The following is a 15232-nucleotide window of genomic DNA, read 5'->3' on the forward strand; positions in this document are numbered from 1 at the left end:
GTGAGAAATCCACCCGAGCTTCACCGTCAGGGCACCTGCCAGAACGTGTTCCCGAGGGCGTACATGTGGTAGATCCAGAGCCACTGGCCGGCGAGTGCGACCACCAGGACGCCGCCCCGCCACAGCCGTGATCGCGGCACGGCGACCGCTCCCCAGAGCGGGCTGATCGGCAGGAGCAGACGGAAGGTGCTCGACTGCGGGAAGAACACGGCCAGCAGGTAGAGCAGGTAGCTGGCGCTCCAGAGGCGCAGATCCGCGCCGAGGGCGCTGACCTGCGGCGAGCGCAGCAGCGCCAGACCTGCAACGGCGACGAGGAGCACCAACGCGATCAAGCCCGTCCAGGTGGGGAGGCCCCACTGCACGAACCAGAACTGCGCGGCCTGGATCCAGCCCTCGAACGGGATGAACCCCTCCACGCCCCCCACGACCCAGTGCCGACGCCAGGCCAGCTCGGTCGCGAGATACGCCCCGGGCACACCAGTCACCAGTCCGGCGATGACCTGCCACGCGAAGCCCGACGCCGTCGCGAGCGCGCCGAGCACGACGATGTGCACGATGTCGGCTCGCGGCAGCGGCTCCTGCCTGCGGCGCACCCACCGGAGGATGCCGTGGAGTCCGAGGTACAGGGCGAAGGCGAGGATGCCAGGACGCGTGAACGCCATCACCGGGATCAGCAGATAGAGCCAGCCGTAGCGATGGCGAGCCACCGCATCGAGCGCGAGGAACAGCAGCATCAGGAACAGTGTCTCGGCATACGCGACCTGGAACATCGCCGCAAGGGGTCCCGATGCGAACAGCACCACTGCCCAGGTCGCGGCGGATGCTCCGATGCGGTCGCGCAGCAGCCGGTGCAGCGCGAGACAGGCGATGTACCCGGCGATGAGCGAGATCAGGAAGGCGCCGACGCCCCAGGAACCGAAGAGGAGACCGACCGCCTTCGCCGCGTACGAGAACACCGGCATGAACGCCCAGGCGTTCTCTGCCACCTCCCCCGAATCCGTGAGCGGCAGCTCGCTCGGGTACCCGTTCTCGGCGATCAGCCAATACCACTGCGCGTCCCAGGCGAGCACGAAGTCGCCGAGTCCGGGGTCAGCCCCGATCCGGGAGAGCGAGGTCGCGAGCGACGCGGCGAGCACGAAGAAGACACTCGTCACCACGCGTGCGATGAGGTAGATGACCGCGATGCGCAGTGCCGGCGGCGTCTGCGCCCAACGGCGAGCGAGGCTCAGCGCGCGGTGAGCCATGCGCGAAGACCCCGCTCGACGGCGTCGATCTGCGCCACGGGCACGCGCTCCTCGTCGTGGTGCGCGAGATGCGGGTCGCCAGGGCCGTAGTTCACAGCGGGGATGCCGAGGGCCGAGAAGCGGGCGACGTCGGTCCAGCCGTACTTCGGACGCGGTTCGGCGCCGACCGCGGCGACGAACTGCTGGGCGATCGGCGCATCGAGCCCCGGACGGGCGCCATCGGCAGCATCCGTGATCTCGACGTCGAAGCCGGCGAGCACACCGCGCACGTGCGCCTCGGCGTCCGCTGCGGACTTGCTCGGGGCGAATCGGTAGTTGACCTCGACCTCGCATGCGTCCGGGATGACGTTCCCGGCGACGCCGCCGCTGATGCGCACCGCGCTCAGGCTCTCGCGGTAGAGGAGCCCTTCGACCGCGACCTCCTTCGCCCGGTACTCGCTGAGTCGCGCGAGGATCGGAGCCGCGCGGTGGATGGCGTTCTCGCCGATCCAGGCCCGTGCGCTGTGGGCGCGGACGCCGGTCGTCCGGACGATCGCGCGAAGGGTGCCGTTGCAGCCGCCCTCGACCTCGCCGTTCGACGGCTCCCCCAGGATCGCGAAGTCCGCCTCGAAGAGATCGGGGCGGACGGCGGCCAGCAGACCGAGACCGTTCTTCGATGCCTCGACCTCTTCGTTGTCGTACCACATCCAGGTGATGTCGACGGCTGGATCGGTCAGCTCGGCAGCGAGCTTCAGCTGCACCGCGGTGCCCGCCTTCATGTCGACGGTGCCGCGACCCCACAGGTACGGGTCCCCGTCGATCTCGATGTCGCGGGTCGGCAGGTTGTCGTTGATCGGCACGGTGTCGATGTGACCGGCGATCGCGACCCGCTGCGCCCGACCGAGGGCGGTGCGCGCGACGATCGTGTTGCCGTGGCGGATCACCTCGAGATGGGCCAGCGGCGCGATGGCTGCCTCGATCTCGTCGGCGAGGCGCTGCTCGTCTCCCGAGACGCTGGGGATGTCGCAGATCGCGCGGGTGAGGTCGAGCGAGGAAGCTGTCAGATCGAGCACCATGCCCCCAGCCTAGTTGCGGCTTCCGGTCGCAGTTCCTGCCGTCAGGTCGCTGAGCCGACGGCACGAAGTGCGACCGGAACACATCGTCATCCGGCCAGGAGCGCGCACGCGTTCGGGATACCGTTGAGGCATGACTGAATCGCGCAGCGTCTGGGGCATCGGACTCACCACGATCGCCGGCAACGGCACCGTCCTGGATGCCTGGTACTCCGAACTCGGCACCGGCGATCTCCCGACGGATGCCGCGGCATCCGCCCTCGACTCGCTCACCGGACCGGACGAGCGGCGCGATGTCACGGTCGAGGCCGTGCAGCTCCGGATCGACCTGGATGCCGCGCCGGCATCCACTGCGGATGCCTACCTGCGTCTGCACGCGCTCTCACACCTGCTGGTGCGGCCCAACGATCTCAACCTCGACGGCATCTTCGGTCACCTGCCGAACGTGGCGTGGACGAACGCCGGCCCAGTGCATCCGGACGACGCCGCGCGCCTTCGACCCCAGCTGCAGCGTGCTGGCATCCAGGTGCAGGGACTCGACAAGTTCCCCCGTCTCACCGACTACCTGCAGCCGGCCGGTGTGCGCATCGCCGATGCCTCGCGGGTGCGCCTCGGTGCCTACCTCTCCCCCGGCACCACCGTGATGCACGAGGGCTTCGTGAACTTCAACGCCGGCACGCTCGGTGCTTCGATGGTCGAAGGCCGCATCTCGCAGGGCGTCGTGGTCGGCGACGGCAGCGATATCGGCGGCGGCTCGTCGATCATGGGCACGCTCTCCGGCGGCGGAACGCACCGCGTCTCCATCGGCGCACGCACGCTGCTCGGCGCGAACGCGGGCATCGGCATCTCCCTCGGCGACGACTGCGTGGTCGAGGCCGGCCTGTATGTCACCGCCGGCACCAAGATCGTGCTCGTCGACGGCCCGGTCACCGCCGACGGCGCGAAGCAGACGGTCAAGGGTGCTGAGCTCTCCGGCCAGCACGGCCTGCTGTTCCGCCGCAACTCGCTCAGCGGCGCGGTCGAGGCTGTTCGACGCGCCGGCGTCGGCGTGACCCTGAACGAGGCGCTGCACGCCTGAGCCCACGGCTCAGCACGTCCCCGCGACCGCCTGCGGGCTTCTCCAAGGTCTGCGTGATAGTGTCGTCGTGACGTCTTCGCCATGCGAGGCGTCTGCGTCGTCGACACGCTCCCGCGCCACTCACCCGGTTCTGGCCATTTCGAACGGCGAAACGATGCGCGATCCCGCGCCGTCGCCCACCCTCCCGCACCAGGACCACTCGTTCGTGCGTGCGTGCAATCTCGGAGATACTTCATGACTTCCTTCCTCGATCTCGGCGTGCCCGCCGACCTCGCAGCCGTCCTCTCCAAGGACGGCAAGACCGAGGCGTTCGCGATCCAGCGCGACACACTTCCCGATTCCCTCGCCGGTCGCGACCTCCTCGGTCGTGGCCGCACCGGCAGCGGCAAGACCATCGCCTTCGCCCTGCCGCTCGTGAGCCGCATCGCGGCATCCTCGCGCAGCAGCCGCCCCGGCCACCCGCGCGGTCTGGTGCTCGCACCGACCCGCGAGCTCGCCACCCAGATCGCCGCGACCATCGCGCCGCTCGCCGAGGCCAAGGGCCTCCGTGTCACCACCGTGTTCGGTGGCGTCAGCCAGCGCCCGCAGGAGCAGGCCATGCGCAGCGGCGTCGACATCGTCGTGGCGTGCCCCGGCCGTCTCGAAGACCTCATGAAGCAGAAGGTCGTACAGCTCGACGCCGTCGAGGTCACCGTGCTCGACGAGGCCGACCACATGGCCGACCTCGGCTTCCTGCCCGGCGTCACGCGCATCCTCACCGCCACGCCGGCCGGTGGACAGCGCCTGCTGTTCAGCGCGACGCTGGACCGCGGCATCGACACCCTCGCCCGCCGCTTCCTCTCCAACGCCGTCAGCCACGAGGTCGACGAGGAGAGCGTGCCGGTCGGCGAGATGACGCACCGCGTGCTCGTCGTCAACTCCACCGAGAACAAGACCACGCTGGTCCGCGAGCTCGCCTCGGGTACCGGCCGTCGCATCCTGTTCACGCGCACCAAGCACCAGGCCAAGAAGCTCGCCAAGCAGCTGACCGCCGCGGGCATCCCCTCGGTCGATCTGCACGGCAACCTGTCGCAGAACGCCCGCGAGCGCAACCTCAGCGCCTTCTCGGCCGCCCCGGCCGACGGCGGCGTCCGCGTGCTCGTGGCGACCGACGTGGCCGCCCGTGGCGTGCACGTCGACAACGTCGACCTGGTGGTGCACGTCGACCCGCCCATGGAGCACAAGGCGTACCTGCACCGCTCGGGCCGCACGGCACGCGCTGGTGCAGCCGGAACCGTGGTCACGGTCGTGCTCCCCGAGCAGCGCCGCGACGTCAAGGACCTGCTCCGCAAGGCTGCGATCTCGGCTGCCCTCGAAGACGTCACGGCAGCAGCCGTGAACGAGCTCGTCCCGGAGCGCGCCGAGCACGTGCGCCCCGCACCGGTGCAGGCCCAGCAGCCGCAGCGTCAGGCGAAGCAGCGCCCCGGCGGCGGCGAGCGTGCCGGCGCAGCGACTCCCCCCGCTCGTCGTCGTCGCCCCCGCTCCGGCGGACAGGGTGGCGGCCAGGGTGGCCAGGCGGGCTTCTCGCGTCAGGGCGGCCAGAGCCGTCAGGGCGGTCGCAGCTCGCAGGGTCGCTGACCCCAACAGCAGACAACACGAAAGCGGCGTGTCTCCCTCGGGAGGCACGCCGCTTTCTTAGGTCCTGGCCGATCGTCCGTGCGGAGGATCGGCCAGGTCGAGATCAGCGGGTCGGGAAGTCGCGCTCCGGCGATCCCGTGTACAGCTGCTGCGGGCGACCGATCTTGGTCTGCGGGTCGAGCTGCAGCTCACGCCACTGGGCGAGCCAGCCCGGCAGACGACCGATCGCGAAGAGCACTGTGAACATGCGCGTCGGGAAGCCCATGGCCTTATAGATCACGCCGGTGTAGAAGTCGACGTTCGGGTAGAGGCGACGCTCGCGGAAGTAGTCGTCGGCCAACGCGAGCTCTTCGAGCTCCTTGGCGAGGTCGAGCAGCGGGTCGGTCACGCCGAGCGAGGCGAGCACCTCGTCTGCTGCATCCTTGACGAGCTTGGCGCGCGGGTCGTAGTTCTTGTAGACCCGGTGCCCGAAGCCCATCAGCTTCACGCCCTCTTCCTTGTTCTTCACCCGCTCGACGAAGCGGGACACGCTCTGCCCCGAGTCGCGGATCTGGCCGAGCATCGTGAGCACGGCCTCGTTCGCGCCACCGTGCAGCGGCCCCGAGAGTGCCTGGATGCCGGCGGAGATGGACGCGAACTGGTTCGCCCCGGTGGAGCCGACCAGACGCACGGTCGAGGTGGAGGCGTTCTGCTCGTGGTCCTCGTGGAGGATGAGGAGCAGCTCGAGCGCCTTCGACATCACCGGGTTGACCTCGTACTCCTCGCTGTGCACGCCGAAGTTGAGCTTGAGGAAGTTGTCGACGAAGCTCAGCGAGTTGTCCGGGTAGAGGAACGCCTGACCGACGCTCTTCTTGTGCGCGTACGCCGCGATCACCGGGAGCTTGGCGAGCATGCGGATCATGTTCAGCTCGACATGCTCCGGGTTGTGCGGATCGGTCTGGCCCTCGTAGTAGGTCGAGAGCGCGGCGACGGCCGACGACAGCACCGACATCGGGTGCGCGGTGTGCGGCAGCGCCGAGAAGAAGCGCTTGAGGTCTTCATGCAGGAGCGTGTGGCGACGGATCTTCTCGTCGAACTCCGAGAGCTCGGATGCCGAGGGCAGCTCGCCGTAGATCAGCAGCCAGGCGACCTCGAGGTAGCTCGTGGTGTTCGCGAGCTGTTCGATCGGGTATCCGCGGTAGCGCAGAATGCCCTTGTCGCCGTCGATGAACGTGATCTCGGACTTCGTCGACGCCGTGTTCACGAAGCCGTAGTCGAGTCCGGTGTAGCCGGTCTGGCGGGTCAGCGTCGAGAAGTCGATGCTGCTGTTGCCGGCGGTGCCGTGCACCAGTGGGAACTCCGCGGTGGTCTCGCCGATCGTCAGCTTCGCTGTAGCCTGCTGGTCTGCCGCTGCACTCACGCGGACCTCCTCGTCGTGTCTGACTGCTCGCGTGTCGCGTGGATGTCAGCCATATCTCTTCTCAAGCCGGAACTGGCGATGTGGCGGAATGATGCCGCCCGGTCGGATCACGACCGGATCGCTTTTACAGCCTAGTAGGGACTCAGGCCTACTGTGACATCCGCCAAGCAGAAGATGCCGTCGATGAGGATTCCTACAGAGCGCTCTCACGCAGGCGGCGCGCTGCGTCGGCGACCCGCTCGGTCGGCGCGGTCAGTGAGAGGCGGATGTGCTCGGCGGAGTCGGATCCGTAGAACGGTCCGGGACCCGCCAGGATGCCGAGGTCAGCGAGGCGCGCGATGGAGTCCCACGCGTCCCTGCCCTCGGTCGCCCAGAGGTAGAGGCCGGCTTCGGAGCCGTCGATGCGGAACCCGGCTGCCTCCACGGCTGGGCGCAGCAGATCGCGGCGCTCACGGTAGAGCGCCTTCTGCGCTGCCACGTGCTCGTCGTCGCCGAGGGCCACAGCCATCGCGTGCTGGATCGGCGCCGGCGGCATGAGACCGAGGTGCTTGCGTGCAGTGAGCAGTTCGCCGACGATGCGTGCGCAACCGGCGACGAAGGCGGCGCGGTAGCCGGCCAGATTCGACTGCTTGCTCAGCGAGTAGACGCTGAGCAGGTTCGCTCGGCTGCCGCCCGTGACCCGCGGGTCGAGGACGGAGGGCACCGGTTCGCTCGCCCACGGCCCGTCCCAGCCGAGTTCGGCGTAGCACTCGTCACTCGCCAGCACGGCGCCGAGCTCGCGTGCGCGACGGACCGCGGCCGACAGCTCATCGACCGTCCAGGTGCGGCCGTCGGGGTTTCCAGGCGTGTTGATCCAGATGAGCTTCGTGCCCTCGGGCCAGCTCGCCGGGTCGTCGGCGGCGAGCGGCGTCGCACCGGCCGTGCGGGCACCGACCTCGTAGGTGGGATACGCGACGCGAGGGTGCACCACGATGTCGCCCTCGCCGAGTCCGAGCAGCGCCGGCAGCAACGCCACGAGCTCTTTGGATCCGATGGTCGGCAGCACGTTGTCGACCGACAGGTCGGTGACCCCGCGTCGGCGGGCGTACCAGTCGACGATCGCCTCGCGCACTGCGGGAGTGCCGACGGTCTGCGGGTACGCGTGCGCATCCGTCGCCTCGGTCAGTGCGCGACGGATCACATCGGGCGTCGGGTCGACCGGCGAGCCGATCGAGAGATCCACGAGACCGTCCGGATGCTGCGCTGCGCGCTCACGGAACGGGACGACGGCATCCCACGGGTAGTCGGCGAGGTCGCGGACGCTCACGTCGAGACCTACTCGCCCTGGGGCGGGAGCGCTGCGATCACCGGGTGGTCGAAGGAGTACACCCCGACCTTGGCTGCGCCACCGGGAGAGCCGATCTCCGAGAAGAACTCGACGTTCGCCTTGTAGTAGTCCTGCCACTCATCGGGCAGGTCATCCTCGTAGTAGATGGCCTCGACCGGGCAGACCGGCTCGCAGGCACCGCAGTCGACGCATTCATCGGGGTGGATGTACAACGAACGCTCGCCCTCATAGATGCAGTCCACGGGGCATTCGTCGATGCAGGCACGGTCCTTCACATCGACACACGGCAGGGCGATCACATACGTCACCCCTCCAGTCTACGGCGCGCGCGGCCCGTTCTCCTGCGAGGAGGCGGGGCTCGCCGGAACGGCGGTGATCAGCGGCTCCGGCGCGGCCGCGACCGCAGTCGTCGCAGCCTCGGTTCGAACCGGCAGCCGAGAGAACGACGGCCAGGCCACCACGAGCAGCACGAGACCTGCCACGAGGTACGTCCAGATCCGTCCGGCGAGCGAATCCTGCACCACGACCGAGCCGCCCGGACCGACTCCGGAGATCAGCAGCAGCATCCCGACCATACCGACGCCGGCGGCCAGCGCCGCACCACGGTCGTGCGTGAGCGTGCGCACCGCGATGAGGATCGCAGCACAGGCGATGGCCCCGACGATCAGGCCGACCGGGATCGGACCCCAGGTCAGGCTGTGGGCGATCGTGCCGGCAATGCCGTACACGCCGCCGACGAGGACCGCAGAGATCCACGACAACACTCTCGACATCCAGCTGACGCGCACGGGTCGATTCTACCGGCGCAGTCGCGCCTGGTGCTGCGCGGTTCGACCCATGAGCTCAGAGCGCGAGGCCCCACAGTCGCAGCAGGGCGGCCACGAGGGCTGCAGCGAACACCACAACGAGGAACGACTGCCGCAGCCACAGCAGCCCTCCGGTGACCAGGAGGGCCGGCACACGGGCGTCGACCATGATGGCCTGCCCCGCGCCGAGCGTCTGCACTGCCACGAGCGCTGCGAGCAGCGCCACCGTGAGCAGATCAGAGATGCGTGCTGGCCGCGGAGCTTCGAGCACCGTGGGCGGCACGAGATAGCCGACTGCCTTCAATGCGAGGCAGATCAGCGCGGCGAGCAGAATCGCGCTCCAGATGCTCATGGCGTGACCGCCGCTTCGTCCGCAGCGGCCGGAGCGGGTCGGTCGCCGAGCCAGTTGAACCAGCCGACCACGATCGCGACGACGGCAGCGAGCAGCACCGGGATTCCCGGCATCAGGAACGGCGTGACCGATGCCGCGATGACGGCGGCCGCGATGCCGACCGCGATGGCCTGCCGCTGCCTGAGCCGCGGCCACAGCAGTGCGAGGAACGCGGCAGCGGCCGCGGCATCCAGCCCCCACGTGCGCGGGTCCCCCAGCACGTCGCCGACGAGGGCGCCGACGAGGGTCGTGATGTTCCAGCCGACGAAGATGCCGATGCCGGTGATCCAGAAGCCCGCGCGTCGAAGGCGCGGGTCGTTCTGCGAGATCGCGACGGCAGTCGACTCGTCGATCGTGAAGTGCGCGGCGGCAGCACGCTGCAGCGCTCCCCCGCCGATCACGGGAGACATGCGCATTCCATACGCGACGTTGCGGACTCCGAGCAGCACGGCCGAAGCGATCGCCGACGGCAGGGCGGCGACGCCGCCGGCGCTGAAGACACCGACGAAGGCGAACTGCGAGCCGCCGGTGAACATCAGCAGGCTCAGCACGCAGGTCTGCCAGACGTCGAGACCGGATGCCACGGCGAGGGCGCCGAACGAGATCCCGTACGCGCTGGTCGCCAGGACGACGCCGAGCGCCTCTCGCCACACCTCGCGCTCGGGCGTCATCACCGGGTCGACCCGATCGTTCGATTCACTGAACACATGCTGATCATTCTGAACGCGCGCGTTGGCATAGTCAAGCGAACGATCGTTTGACATGATGAACGAATGGAGGATCTTCGAACTCGAATCGCCCGCACCCTGCGTCGGGAACGCGAGGCCGCATCGCTCTCGGTCTCCGAACTGGCTCGGCGCGCCGGCATCTCGAAGGCCACGGTGTCGCAGCTCGAGAGCGGCGCCGGCAATCCCAGCGTCGAGACCCTCTGGGCGCTCGGCGTCGCGCTCGGGGTACCGTTCGCCGTGCTGGTCGATCAGCAGGCGAACGCGCCGACCCTCATCCGCGCGGCAGACCTGGCCGGTGTGCCGTCGTCCGCCGCCGCCTACAGCGCGAGCCTGCTGTCGGCGAGCCCACCCGGTGCCAGACGTGATCTCTACCTGATCCAGGCGGAGCCCGGCGATCCGCGCCGTTCCGATCCGCACCACGTCGGCACCACCGAGCACGTGATCCTGATCGCCGGCGAGGCGCGGATCGGCCCGGTCGACTCCCCCGTCACGCTGCACCCTGGCGACTACCTGTCGTATGCGGGCGACGTTCCACACATCTTCGAGGCGACGATCGCCGGCACCAGCGCGGTCCTCATCTCCGAGCTCCGCTGACCCACAGCACCCGGACGCCGCGAAGGCCCGCCCCCGATCCGGGAGCGGGCCTGCAGCGCGACGGCGCGGATCAGTACCAGTTCATGGCCTGCGAATGCGACCACGCGCTGCACGGCGTTCCGTATCCGCGCGAGATGTAGTCGAGACCCCAGGCGATCTGGGTCGCGGCGTTCGTCTGCCAGTCGCTCCCGGCGGATGCCATCTTGCTGCCGGGCAGCGCCTGCGGGATGCCGGTGGCGCCGCCGTCTGCGTTGTACGCCTGGTAGTTCCAGCCGGACTCCTTGGTCCACAGCGAGCTGAGGCAGGAGAACTGGTCGGATCCCCAGCCGTAGCGGCTCGACGCCATCTCGGCAGCCGTCGCCTTGGCGCCGTCGACCGTATTCGACGCCGCCAACGCAGCCGCCGCCGCGGCAGCCTGCTCTGCGGCGGCGCGCTCGGCATCCTCCGCCGCCTTCTGCGCCTGAGCTGCCGAGAACGCCTCCTGGAGACTCGCGGTGCTCGCCTCGACCACCTGCGTGTCGGCGACGGTGTCGTCGGTCAGGTCGTTCAGCAGCAGCGCGGGGATCACCGCACGCTCTCCCAGGTCGCTGATGTGGTCCTGCAGCTCGCTCGTGGCGATGGATGTCGGCATGGCGCCGAGATCGAGCCCGGAGGCGGCGACCTGAGCCGTCAGGGTGTCGGCCGCGGTGACCGCAGCCTTCGCCTCGGTCAGCGCGGCATTGGCGGAGTCGGTGATGTCCCGGAGCGAGAGCTCCCGCGACGCAGCCGTGGTGGTGGCGGCGAGCTCGGCGGGACCGCCGTTCGCACGCTCGGCTCCAGCGGCCGGGGCGGAGACCACGCCGACCGTGAGCGTGATGCCGAGAAGGGCACCGGTGATCGTGGTGAGCAGCAGCATCGGACGTCGGGCGCTGACTGCGGAGTGAGCGCGCGCCGCTTCCGCGGCGCGCCGAGAAGCACGGGTGTTGTGAAGGTGAAGCAAAAGGTTCGACTTTCGGGTTGTCGTACACCCGGACCTGCGGGCAGGGCGGCTCATCGGGAGCCGGCTCGCCGGGCGCAAGTGTCCGAGTCTGCACGACAAACCTGAACAAAAAATATCCCTGACCTGGGTATTTCATGAGAAGAGGGCCCCAACCGCGCCGAAATCGACGGGATGGGACCCTCTCCTGGACAGCTGAGATCAGGCGTTGGCGTCCTGGCGCTTCAGACGAGCGGTCTCGCGAGCACGCGTGTTCGCGTCGAGCGCGACCTTGCGGATGCGGACGACCTCAGGGGTCACCTCGACGCATTCATCGTCGCGCGCGAACTCGAGGCTCTCCTCGAGCGTCAGCTGACGCGGGGGCGTCATCGACTCGAAGGTGTCGGAGCTCGCCGCACGCATGTTGGTGAGCTTCTTCTCCTTCGTGATGTTGACGTCCATGTCGTCGGCGCGCGAGTTCTCGCCGATGACCATGCCCTCGTAGACCTCCTGCGTCGGCTGCACGAAGAACGACATGCGCTCCTGCAGTGCGATCATCGCGAACGGGGTCACGACACCCTGACGGTCGGCGACGATCGAGCCGTTCTGACGCGTCGTGATGGAACCGGCCCACGGCTCGTAGCCGTGCGAGATCGCGTTCGCGATACCGGTGCCGCGGGTCGTGGTGAGGAATTCGCTGCGGAAACCGATCAGACCGCGCGACGGGACGATGAACTCCATGCGAACCCAGCCGGTGCCGTGGTTGGTCATGTTGTCCATGCGACCCTTGCGGTTCGCGAGCAGCTGCGTGATGGCACCGAGGTGCTCTTCCGGCGTGTCGATCGTCAGGTGCTCGAACGGCTCGTACGTCTTGCCGTCGATCTTCTTCGTGACGACCTGCGGCTTGCCGACGGTGAGCTCGAAGCCCTCGCGACGCATGTTCTCGACGAGGATGGCGAGGGCGAGTTCTCCACGACCCTGCACCTCCCACGCGTCGGGGCGTCCGATGTCGACGACCTTGAGCGACACGTTGCCGATGAGCTCCTTGTCGAGGCGGTCCTTGACCATGCGAGCCGTCAGCTTGTGACCCTTGACCTTGCCCATGAGGGGCGAGGTGTTGGTGCCGATCGTCATCGAGATGGCGGGGTCATCGACCGTGATCGCGGGCAGCGGACGAACATCCTCCGGGTCGGCGATGGTCTCGCCGATGGTGATGTTCTCGAAGCCGGCGATGGCGACGATGTCGCCGGGGCCTGCGGACTCGGCGGGGTAGCGCTCGAGGGCACGGGTCTTCAGGAGCTCCGTGATGCGTGCGTTCTGGTGCGTGCCGTCGGCGCGCACCCAGGCCACGGTCTGGCCCTTCTTCAGCGTGCCGTTGAAGACGCGCAGCAGGGCGAGGCGACCCAGGAACGGGCTGGAGTCGAGGTTCGTGACCCAGGCCTGCAGCGGGTGCTCGTCGTCGTACGCCGGTGCGGGCACGTGCTCGAGGATCGCCTCGAACAGCGGCTCGAGGTCGTCGTTGTCGGGCAGCGAGCCGTCAGCGGGACGGTTGCGCGAGGCAGCACCGGCGCGGCCGGACGCGTAGACGACCGGCACGTCGAGCAGTGCATCGACGTCGAGGTCGGGCACATCGTCGACGAGGTCGGACGCGAGGCCCAGCAGCAGGTCGTGCGCCTCTTCCTCGACCTCGGCGATGCGAGCGTCGGGACGGTCGGTCTTGTTGACCAGGAGGATGACGGGGAGCTTCGCCTCGAGCGCCTTGCGCAGCACGAAGCGGGTCTGGGGCAGCGGGCCCTCGCTCGCGTCGACGAGCAGCACGACACCGTCGACCATGGACAGGCCGCGCTCGACCTCGCCGCCGAAGTCGGCGTGGCCGGGGGTGTCGATCACGTTGATCGTCACCTCGCCGTCCTTGGCGTGGACACCCTTGTAGGTGATCGCCGTGTTCTTCGCGAGGATCGTGATGCCCTTCTCGCGCTCCAGGTCGTTGGAGTCCATGGCGCGCTCATCGACGTGGGCGTGTTCGCCGAAGGAGCCCGTCTGACGCAGCATGGCGTCGACGAGTGTGGTCTTGCCGTGGTCGACGTGCGCGACGATTGCGACGTTGCGGAGGTCAGAGCGGAGGGCGTGCGCCATGCATGAGTCCTAAAGAGTGTGGGGTTTTGTCGAGAAGCCGACGTTCCAGGATAACGCACGCACACGGTCGGTTGCTGTATACAGGCCGTACCATCGAGATCGTGACCCTCGAACCACCGCTTTCCGAGCGAGCGAACCGAGTCGAACCGCGCGCGCGGCTGTGGTGGGAGATCGCGATCGTGCTCGCGCTCGGCCTCGGCCAATCGGCTGTCTATGCGATCGTGCAACTGGCCTATCGCCTCACGGACAGCACACCGCTGGCCGATCAGACCACGACGCTGAATCCGTCACGCAGCGACCGCGAGCTCTTCGATCTGATCTATCAGGTGCTCTCGATCGGCTTCTCCCTCGTGCCGGTGCTGCTGGTCTGCTTCCTGCTCTGGCAGACGGCACGGCCCCACCTCGGTCGACTCGGACTCGACGGCACCCGTATCGGCACCGATGCCGGGCGCGGTGTGCTGCTCGTGCTCGCGATCGGCATTCCCGGCCTCGCCCTGTACATCGTCGGCCGCACGCTCGGGTTGTTCGTCGCCGTGAACCCGGCCGGCCTCGATGCCCACTGGTGGACCGTGCCGATCCTGCTGCTGGCGGCCGCTCGCGCCTCGCTGCAGGAGGAGTTCGTCGTGCTGGGCTATCTCTTCGCCCGCCTGAAGCAGCTCGGCTGGAGCCCGTGGACGATCATCATCGCCACCTCGATCCTGCGCGCGAGCTACCACCTGTACCAGGGGCCAGGCGCCTTCATCGGGAACCTGGCGATGGGACTGCTGTTCGGTTGGCTGTTCCAGCGCTCAGGACGACTGATGCCGTTCCTGGTCGCCCACTTCCTGATCGATGCGACCGTGTTCGTCGGCTACCCGTGGGCCGCTGCGACCTGGCCTGACGTGTTCGGGCTGCCAGGTTGACCGCTGATGTCACTTCCCGTCACCTGCGCTCTCACCTACTGTTGACACTTCCATACGCAGGACACGGAGGGAAGGATCTCATGAAGATGAATCGCGCAGCCAAGCTGAGTGCCACGATCGTGATCGCCGCTGGAATCACACTGCTCGGTGTGACTCCCGCTTCGGCCAGTGTGTTCGGGCCGTACTCGTCACCGCAGCAGTGCAATGCGGATCGAACCGATTTCGTCCGAGGCGGCGGCAAGGCTGCCCCCTGCATCCCTGGAACGGGTGGCTGGTACTTCCAGTCGTATCAGTGATCGCTTGCGCCATCGACGCTCGCAATGGACCGAGAGCGGCCAGGGGCGCCCACCATGACGTGGGCACTCTCCCGAGAACACCGATGGCTGAGCGCGGGAGACCGCGACGCTGTGCCCCCTGCGCTCCTGCGTGAGGGGCACAGCTCGTCTCGCTTCGTGATCACGCTTGAGCGGCGGCAGGCGCGAGTCCGTCAGCCGGCAGACACGATCAGCACAGAGGCGACCGCCCATGCCAGGATGATGCCGAGCGCGCCCAGCGCCTTCCAGTCCCACTGGCGACTGATCGACGTGCTCGCCGTCACACCAGCGGCCTGCCAGCGGTCGCGGATGTCGGTGAGATCGCGGAGGCCGGCCGGTGCTGTCTGTGCATCCTCATCGCGCATCCGGCTTCGACGAGGGCGGGCGTGGGCCGGACCACCGAAGCTGGTGAGGTCGGCGCCGTCCTGCAGCGAGAACACCAGCTGCCAGCGGAGATCGATGTCGCGAACCTGGCTCCACCCGAACGAAGTCCGGCGAAGCAAGTTCTGCACCAGAACGCCTTCGCCATCAACCCGCACGTGCGACACGAAGCTGATCTCATAGACGACCCAGAGGCCGAGCAGCACCCAGGGCGCGAGCAGCAGCATCGGCCCGCACCCGCTCTTGAGCGCGGCATCTCCGAGCAGGAACAGCGCAAGCAGGCCGGTCAAGACCATGGTGATGACGCC

16 protein-coding genes are annotated in these 15232 nt (G+C 68.4%); 5 read left to right on the top strand and 11 right to left on the bottom strand.

What is annotated here, in order from left to right; translation table 11 throughout:
- Positions 1-26: 26 nt before the first annotated feature.
- Positions 27-1244 (bottom strand): membrane protein, encoded by a 1218-nt coding sequence (locus tag RS83_RS17565; RefSeq protein ID WP_045280712.1) that lies wholly within the window; start codon positions 1242-1244, stop codon positions 27-29.
- A complete protein-coding gene (dapE, locus tag RS83_RS17570; RefSeq protein ID WP_045280713.1) occupies positions 1226-2299 on the bottom strand; it encodes a succinyl-diaminopimelate desuccinylase in 1074 nt (357 codons plus the stop codon). Before dapE ends, RS83_RS17565 begins: the two co-directional genes overlap by 19 nt.
- Positions 2300-2429: 130 nt before the next feature.
- On the opposite strand from dapE, the gene dapD reads away from it, so the two are divergent.
- On the top strand, positions 2430-3374 hold the full coding sequence (dapD, locus tag RS83_RS17575) for a 2,3,4,5-tetrahydropyridine-2,6-dicarboxylate N-succinyltransferase (protein WP_045280714.1): 945 nt from the start codon (positions 2430-2432) through the stop codon (positions 3372-3374).
- Between the two features lie 234 nt (positions 3375-3608).
- Positions 3609-4991, top strand: a complete 1383-nt coding sequence (locus RS83_RS17580) for a DEAD/DEAH box helicase (RefSeq protein WP_045280715.1) — start codon at positions 3609-3611, stop codon at positions 4989-4991.
- A 103-nt stretch (positions 4992-5094) separates the two neighbouring features.
- On the opposite strand, the gene RS83_RS17585 is transcribed toward RS83_RS17580, so the two are convergent.
- From RS83_RS17585 to RS83_RS17610, 6 genes are all read right to left on the bottom strand, one after another.
- Positions 5095-6390: a citrate synthase gene (locus RS83_RS17585; protein WP_082071716.1), complete on the bottom strand. Its 1296-nt coding sequence runs from the start codon at positions 6388-6390 to the stop codon at positions 5095-5097.
- A gap of 193 nt (positions 6391-6583) precedes the next feature.
- A complete protein-coding gene (gene dapC, locus RS83_RS17590) occupies positions 6584-7696 on the bottom strand; it encodes a succinyldiaminopimelate transaminase (RefSeq protein ID WP_045280716.1) in 1113 nt (370 codons plus the stop codon).
- Between the two features lie 8 nt (positions 7697-7704).
- Positions 7705-8025: a ferredoxin gene (fdxA, locus tag RS83_RS17595; RefSeq protein ID WP_045280717.1), complete on the bottom strand. Its 321-nt coding sequence runs from the start codon at positions 8023-8025 to the stop codon at positions 7705-7707.
- Positions 8026-8034: 9 nt separating this feature from the next.
- The gene (locus tag RS83_RS17600) at positions 8035-8505 is read right to left on the bottom strand and encodes a histidinol dehydrogenase (protein ID WP_230113702.1); all 471 of its coding nucleotides are present in this window, start codon (positions 8503-8505) and stop codon (positions 8035-8037) included.
- 55 nt (positions 8506-8560) lie between these two features.
- Positions 8561-8875, bottom strand: coding sequence for an AzlD domain-containing protein (locus RS83_RS17605; protein WP_045280718.1), 315 nt, complete (start codon positions 8873-8875; stop codon positions 8561-8563).
- Positions 8872-9585 (bottom strand): AzlC family ABC transporter permease, encoded by a 714-nt coding sequence (locus RS83_RS17610; RefSeq protein ID WP_045280958.1) that lies wholly within the window; start codon positions 9583-9585, stop codon positions 8872-8874. Before RS83_RS17610 ends, RS83_RS17605 begins: the two co-directional genes overlap by 4 nt.
- A gap of 102 nt (positions 9586-9687) precedes the next feature.
- Here RS83_RS17610 and RS83_RS17615 point away from each other — a divergent pair, with 102 nt between their 5' ends.
- Positions 9688-10236, top strand: coding sequence for a helix-turn-helix domain-containing protein (locus tag RS83_RS17615; RefSeq protein WP_045280719.1), 549 nt, complete (start codon positions 9688-9690; stop codon positions 10234-10236).
- A 70-nt stretch (positions 10237-10306) separates the two neighbouring features.
- On the opposite strand, the gene RS83_RS17620 is transcribed toward RS83_RS17615, so the two are convergent.
- Together RS83_RS17620 and typA are read right to left on the bottom strand one after the other, a co-directional pair.
- Positions 10307-11131, bottom strand: a complete 825-nt coding sequence (locus RS83_RS17620) for a hypothetical protein (protein ID WP_045280720.1) — start codon at positions 11129-11131, stop codon at positions 10307-10309.
- Between the two features lie 282 nt (positions 11132-11413).
- The gene (gene typA, locus RS83_RS17625; RefSeq protein WP_045280721.1) at positions 11414-13327 is read right to left on the bottom strand and encodes a translational GTPase TypA; all 1914 of its coding nucleotides are present in this window, start codon (positions 13325-13327) and stop codon (positions 11414-11416) included.
- Positions 13328-13428: 101 nt separating this feature from the next.
- On the opposite strand from typA, the gene RS83_RS17630 reads away from it, so the two are divergent.
- Together RS83_RS17630 and RS83_RS17635 are read left to right on the top strand one after the other, a co-directional pair.
- The gene (locus RS83_RS17630) at positions 13429-14229 is read left to right on the top strand and encodes a CPBP family intramembrane glutamic endopeptidase (RefSeq protein WP_231587805.1); all 801 of its coding nucleotides are present in this window, start codon (positions 13429-13431) and stop codon (positions 14227-14229) included.
- Between the two features lie 80 nt (positions 14230-14309).
- Positions 14310-14525 carry a hypothetical protein gene (locus RS83_RS17635; protein ID WP_045280722.1) on the top strand — a complete coding sequence of 72 codons (216 nt, stop codon included), beginning with the start codon at positions 14310-14312 and terminating at the stop codon, positions 14523-14525.
- Between the two features lie 191 nt (positions 14526-14716).
- On the opposite strand, the gene RS83_RS17640 is transcribed toward RS83_RS17635, so the two are convergent.
- A complete protein-coding gene (locus tag RS83_RS17640) occupies positions 14717-15220 on the bottom strand; it encodes a PH domain-containing protein (protein ID WP_231587806.1) in 504 nt (167 codons plus the stop codon).
- Between the last annotated feature and the right edge of the window lie 12 nt (positions 15221-15232).

Source organism: Microbacterium oxydans (genome assembly GCF_000956525.1).
Classification (GTDB): domain Bacteria; phylum Actinomycetota; class Actinomycetes; order Actinomycetales; family Microbacteriaceae; genus Microbacterium; species Microbacterium oxydans_A.

Excerpts from the sequence above, each read along its gene's own strand:
- RS83_RS17610 (WP_045280958.1), bottom strand. The coding sequence starts at position 9,585 with ATGACGCCCGAGCGCGAGGTGTGGCGAGAGGCGCTCGGCGTCGTCCTG.
- RS83_RS17565 (WP_045280712.1), bottom strand. The coding sequence starts at position 1,244 with ATGGCTCACCGCGCGCTGAGCCTCGCTCGCCGTTGGGCGCAGACGCCG.
- typA (WP_045280721.1), bottom strand. The coding sequence starts at position 13,327 with ATGGCGCACGCCCTCCGCTCTGACCTCCGCAACGTCGCAATCGTCGCG.
- RS83_RS17620 (WP_045280720.1), bottom strand. The coding sequence starts at position 11,131 with ATGCTGCTGCTCACCACGATCACCGGTGCCCTTCTCGGCATCACGCTC.
- RS83_RS17580 (WP_045280715.1), top strand. The coding sequence starts at position 3,609 with ATGACTTCCTTCCTCGATCTCGGCGTGCCCGCCGACCTCGCAGCCGTC.
- dapE (WP_045280713.1), bottom strand. The coding sequence starts at position 2,299 with ATGGTGCTCGATCTGACAGCTTCCTCGCTCGACCTCACCCGCGCGATC.
- RS83_RS17640 (WP_231587806.1), bottom strand. The coding sequence starts at position 15,220 with ATGGTCTTGACCGGCCTGCTTGCGCTGTTCCTGCTCGGAGATGCCGCG.
- RS83_RS17605 (WP_045280718.1), bottom strand. The coding sequence starts at position 8,875 with ATGAGCATCTGGAGCGCGATTCTGCTCGCCGCGCTGATCTGCCTCGCA.
- RS83_RS17615 (WP_045280719.1), top strand. The coding sequence starts at position 9,688 with ATGGAGGATCTTCGAACTCGAATCGCCCGCACCCTGCGTCGGGAACGC.
- RS83_RS17635 (WP_045280722.1), top strand. The coding sequence starts at position 14,310 with ATGAAGATGAATCGCGCAGCCAAGCTGAGTGCCACGATCGTGATCGCC.
- dapD (WP_045280714.1), top strand. The coding sequence starts at position 2,430 with ATGACTGAATCGCGCAGCGTCTGGGGCATCGGACTCACCACGATCGCC.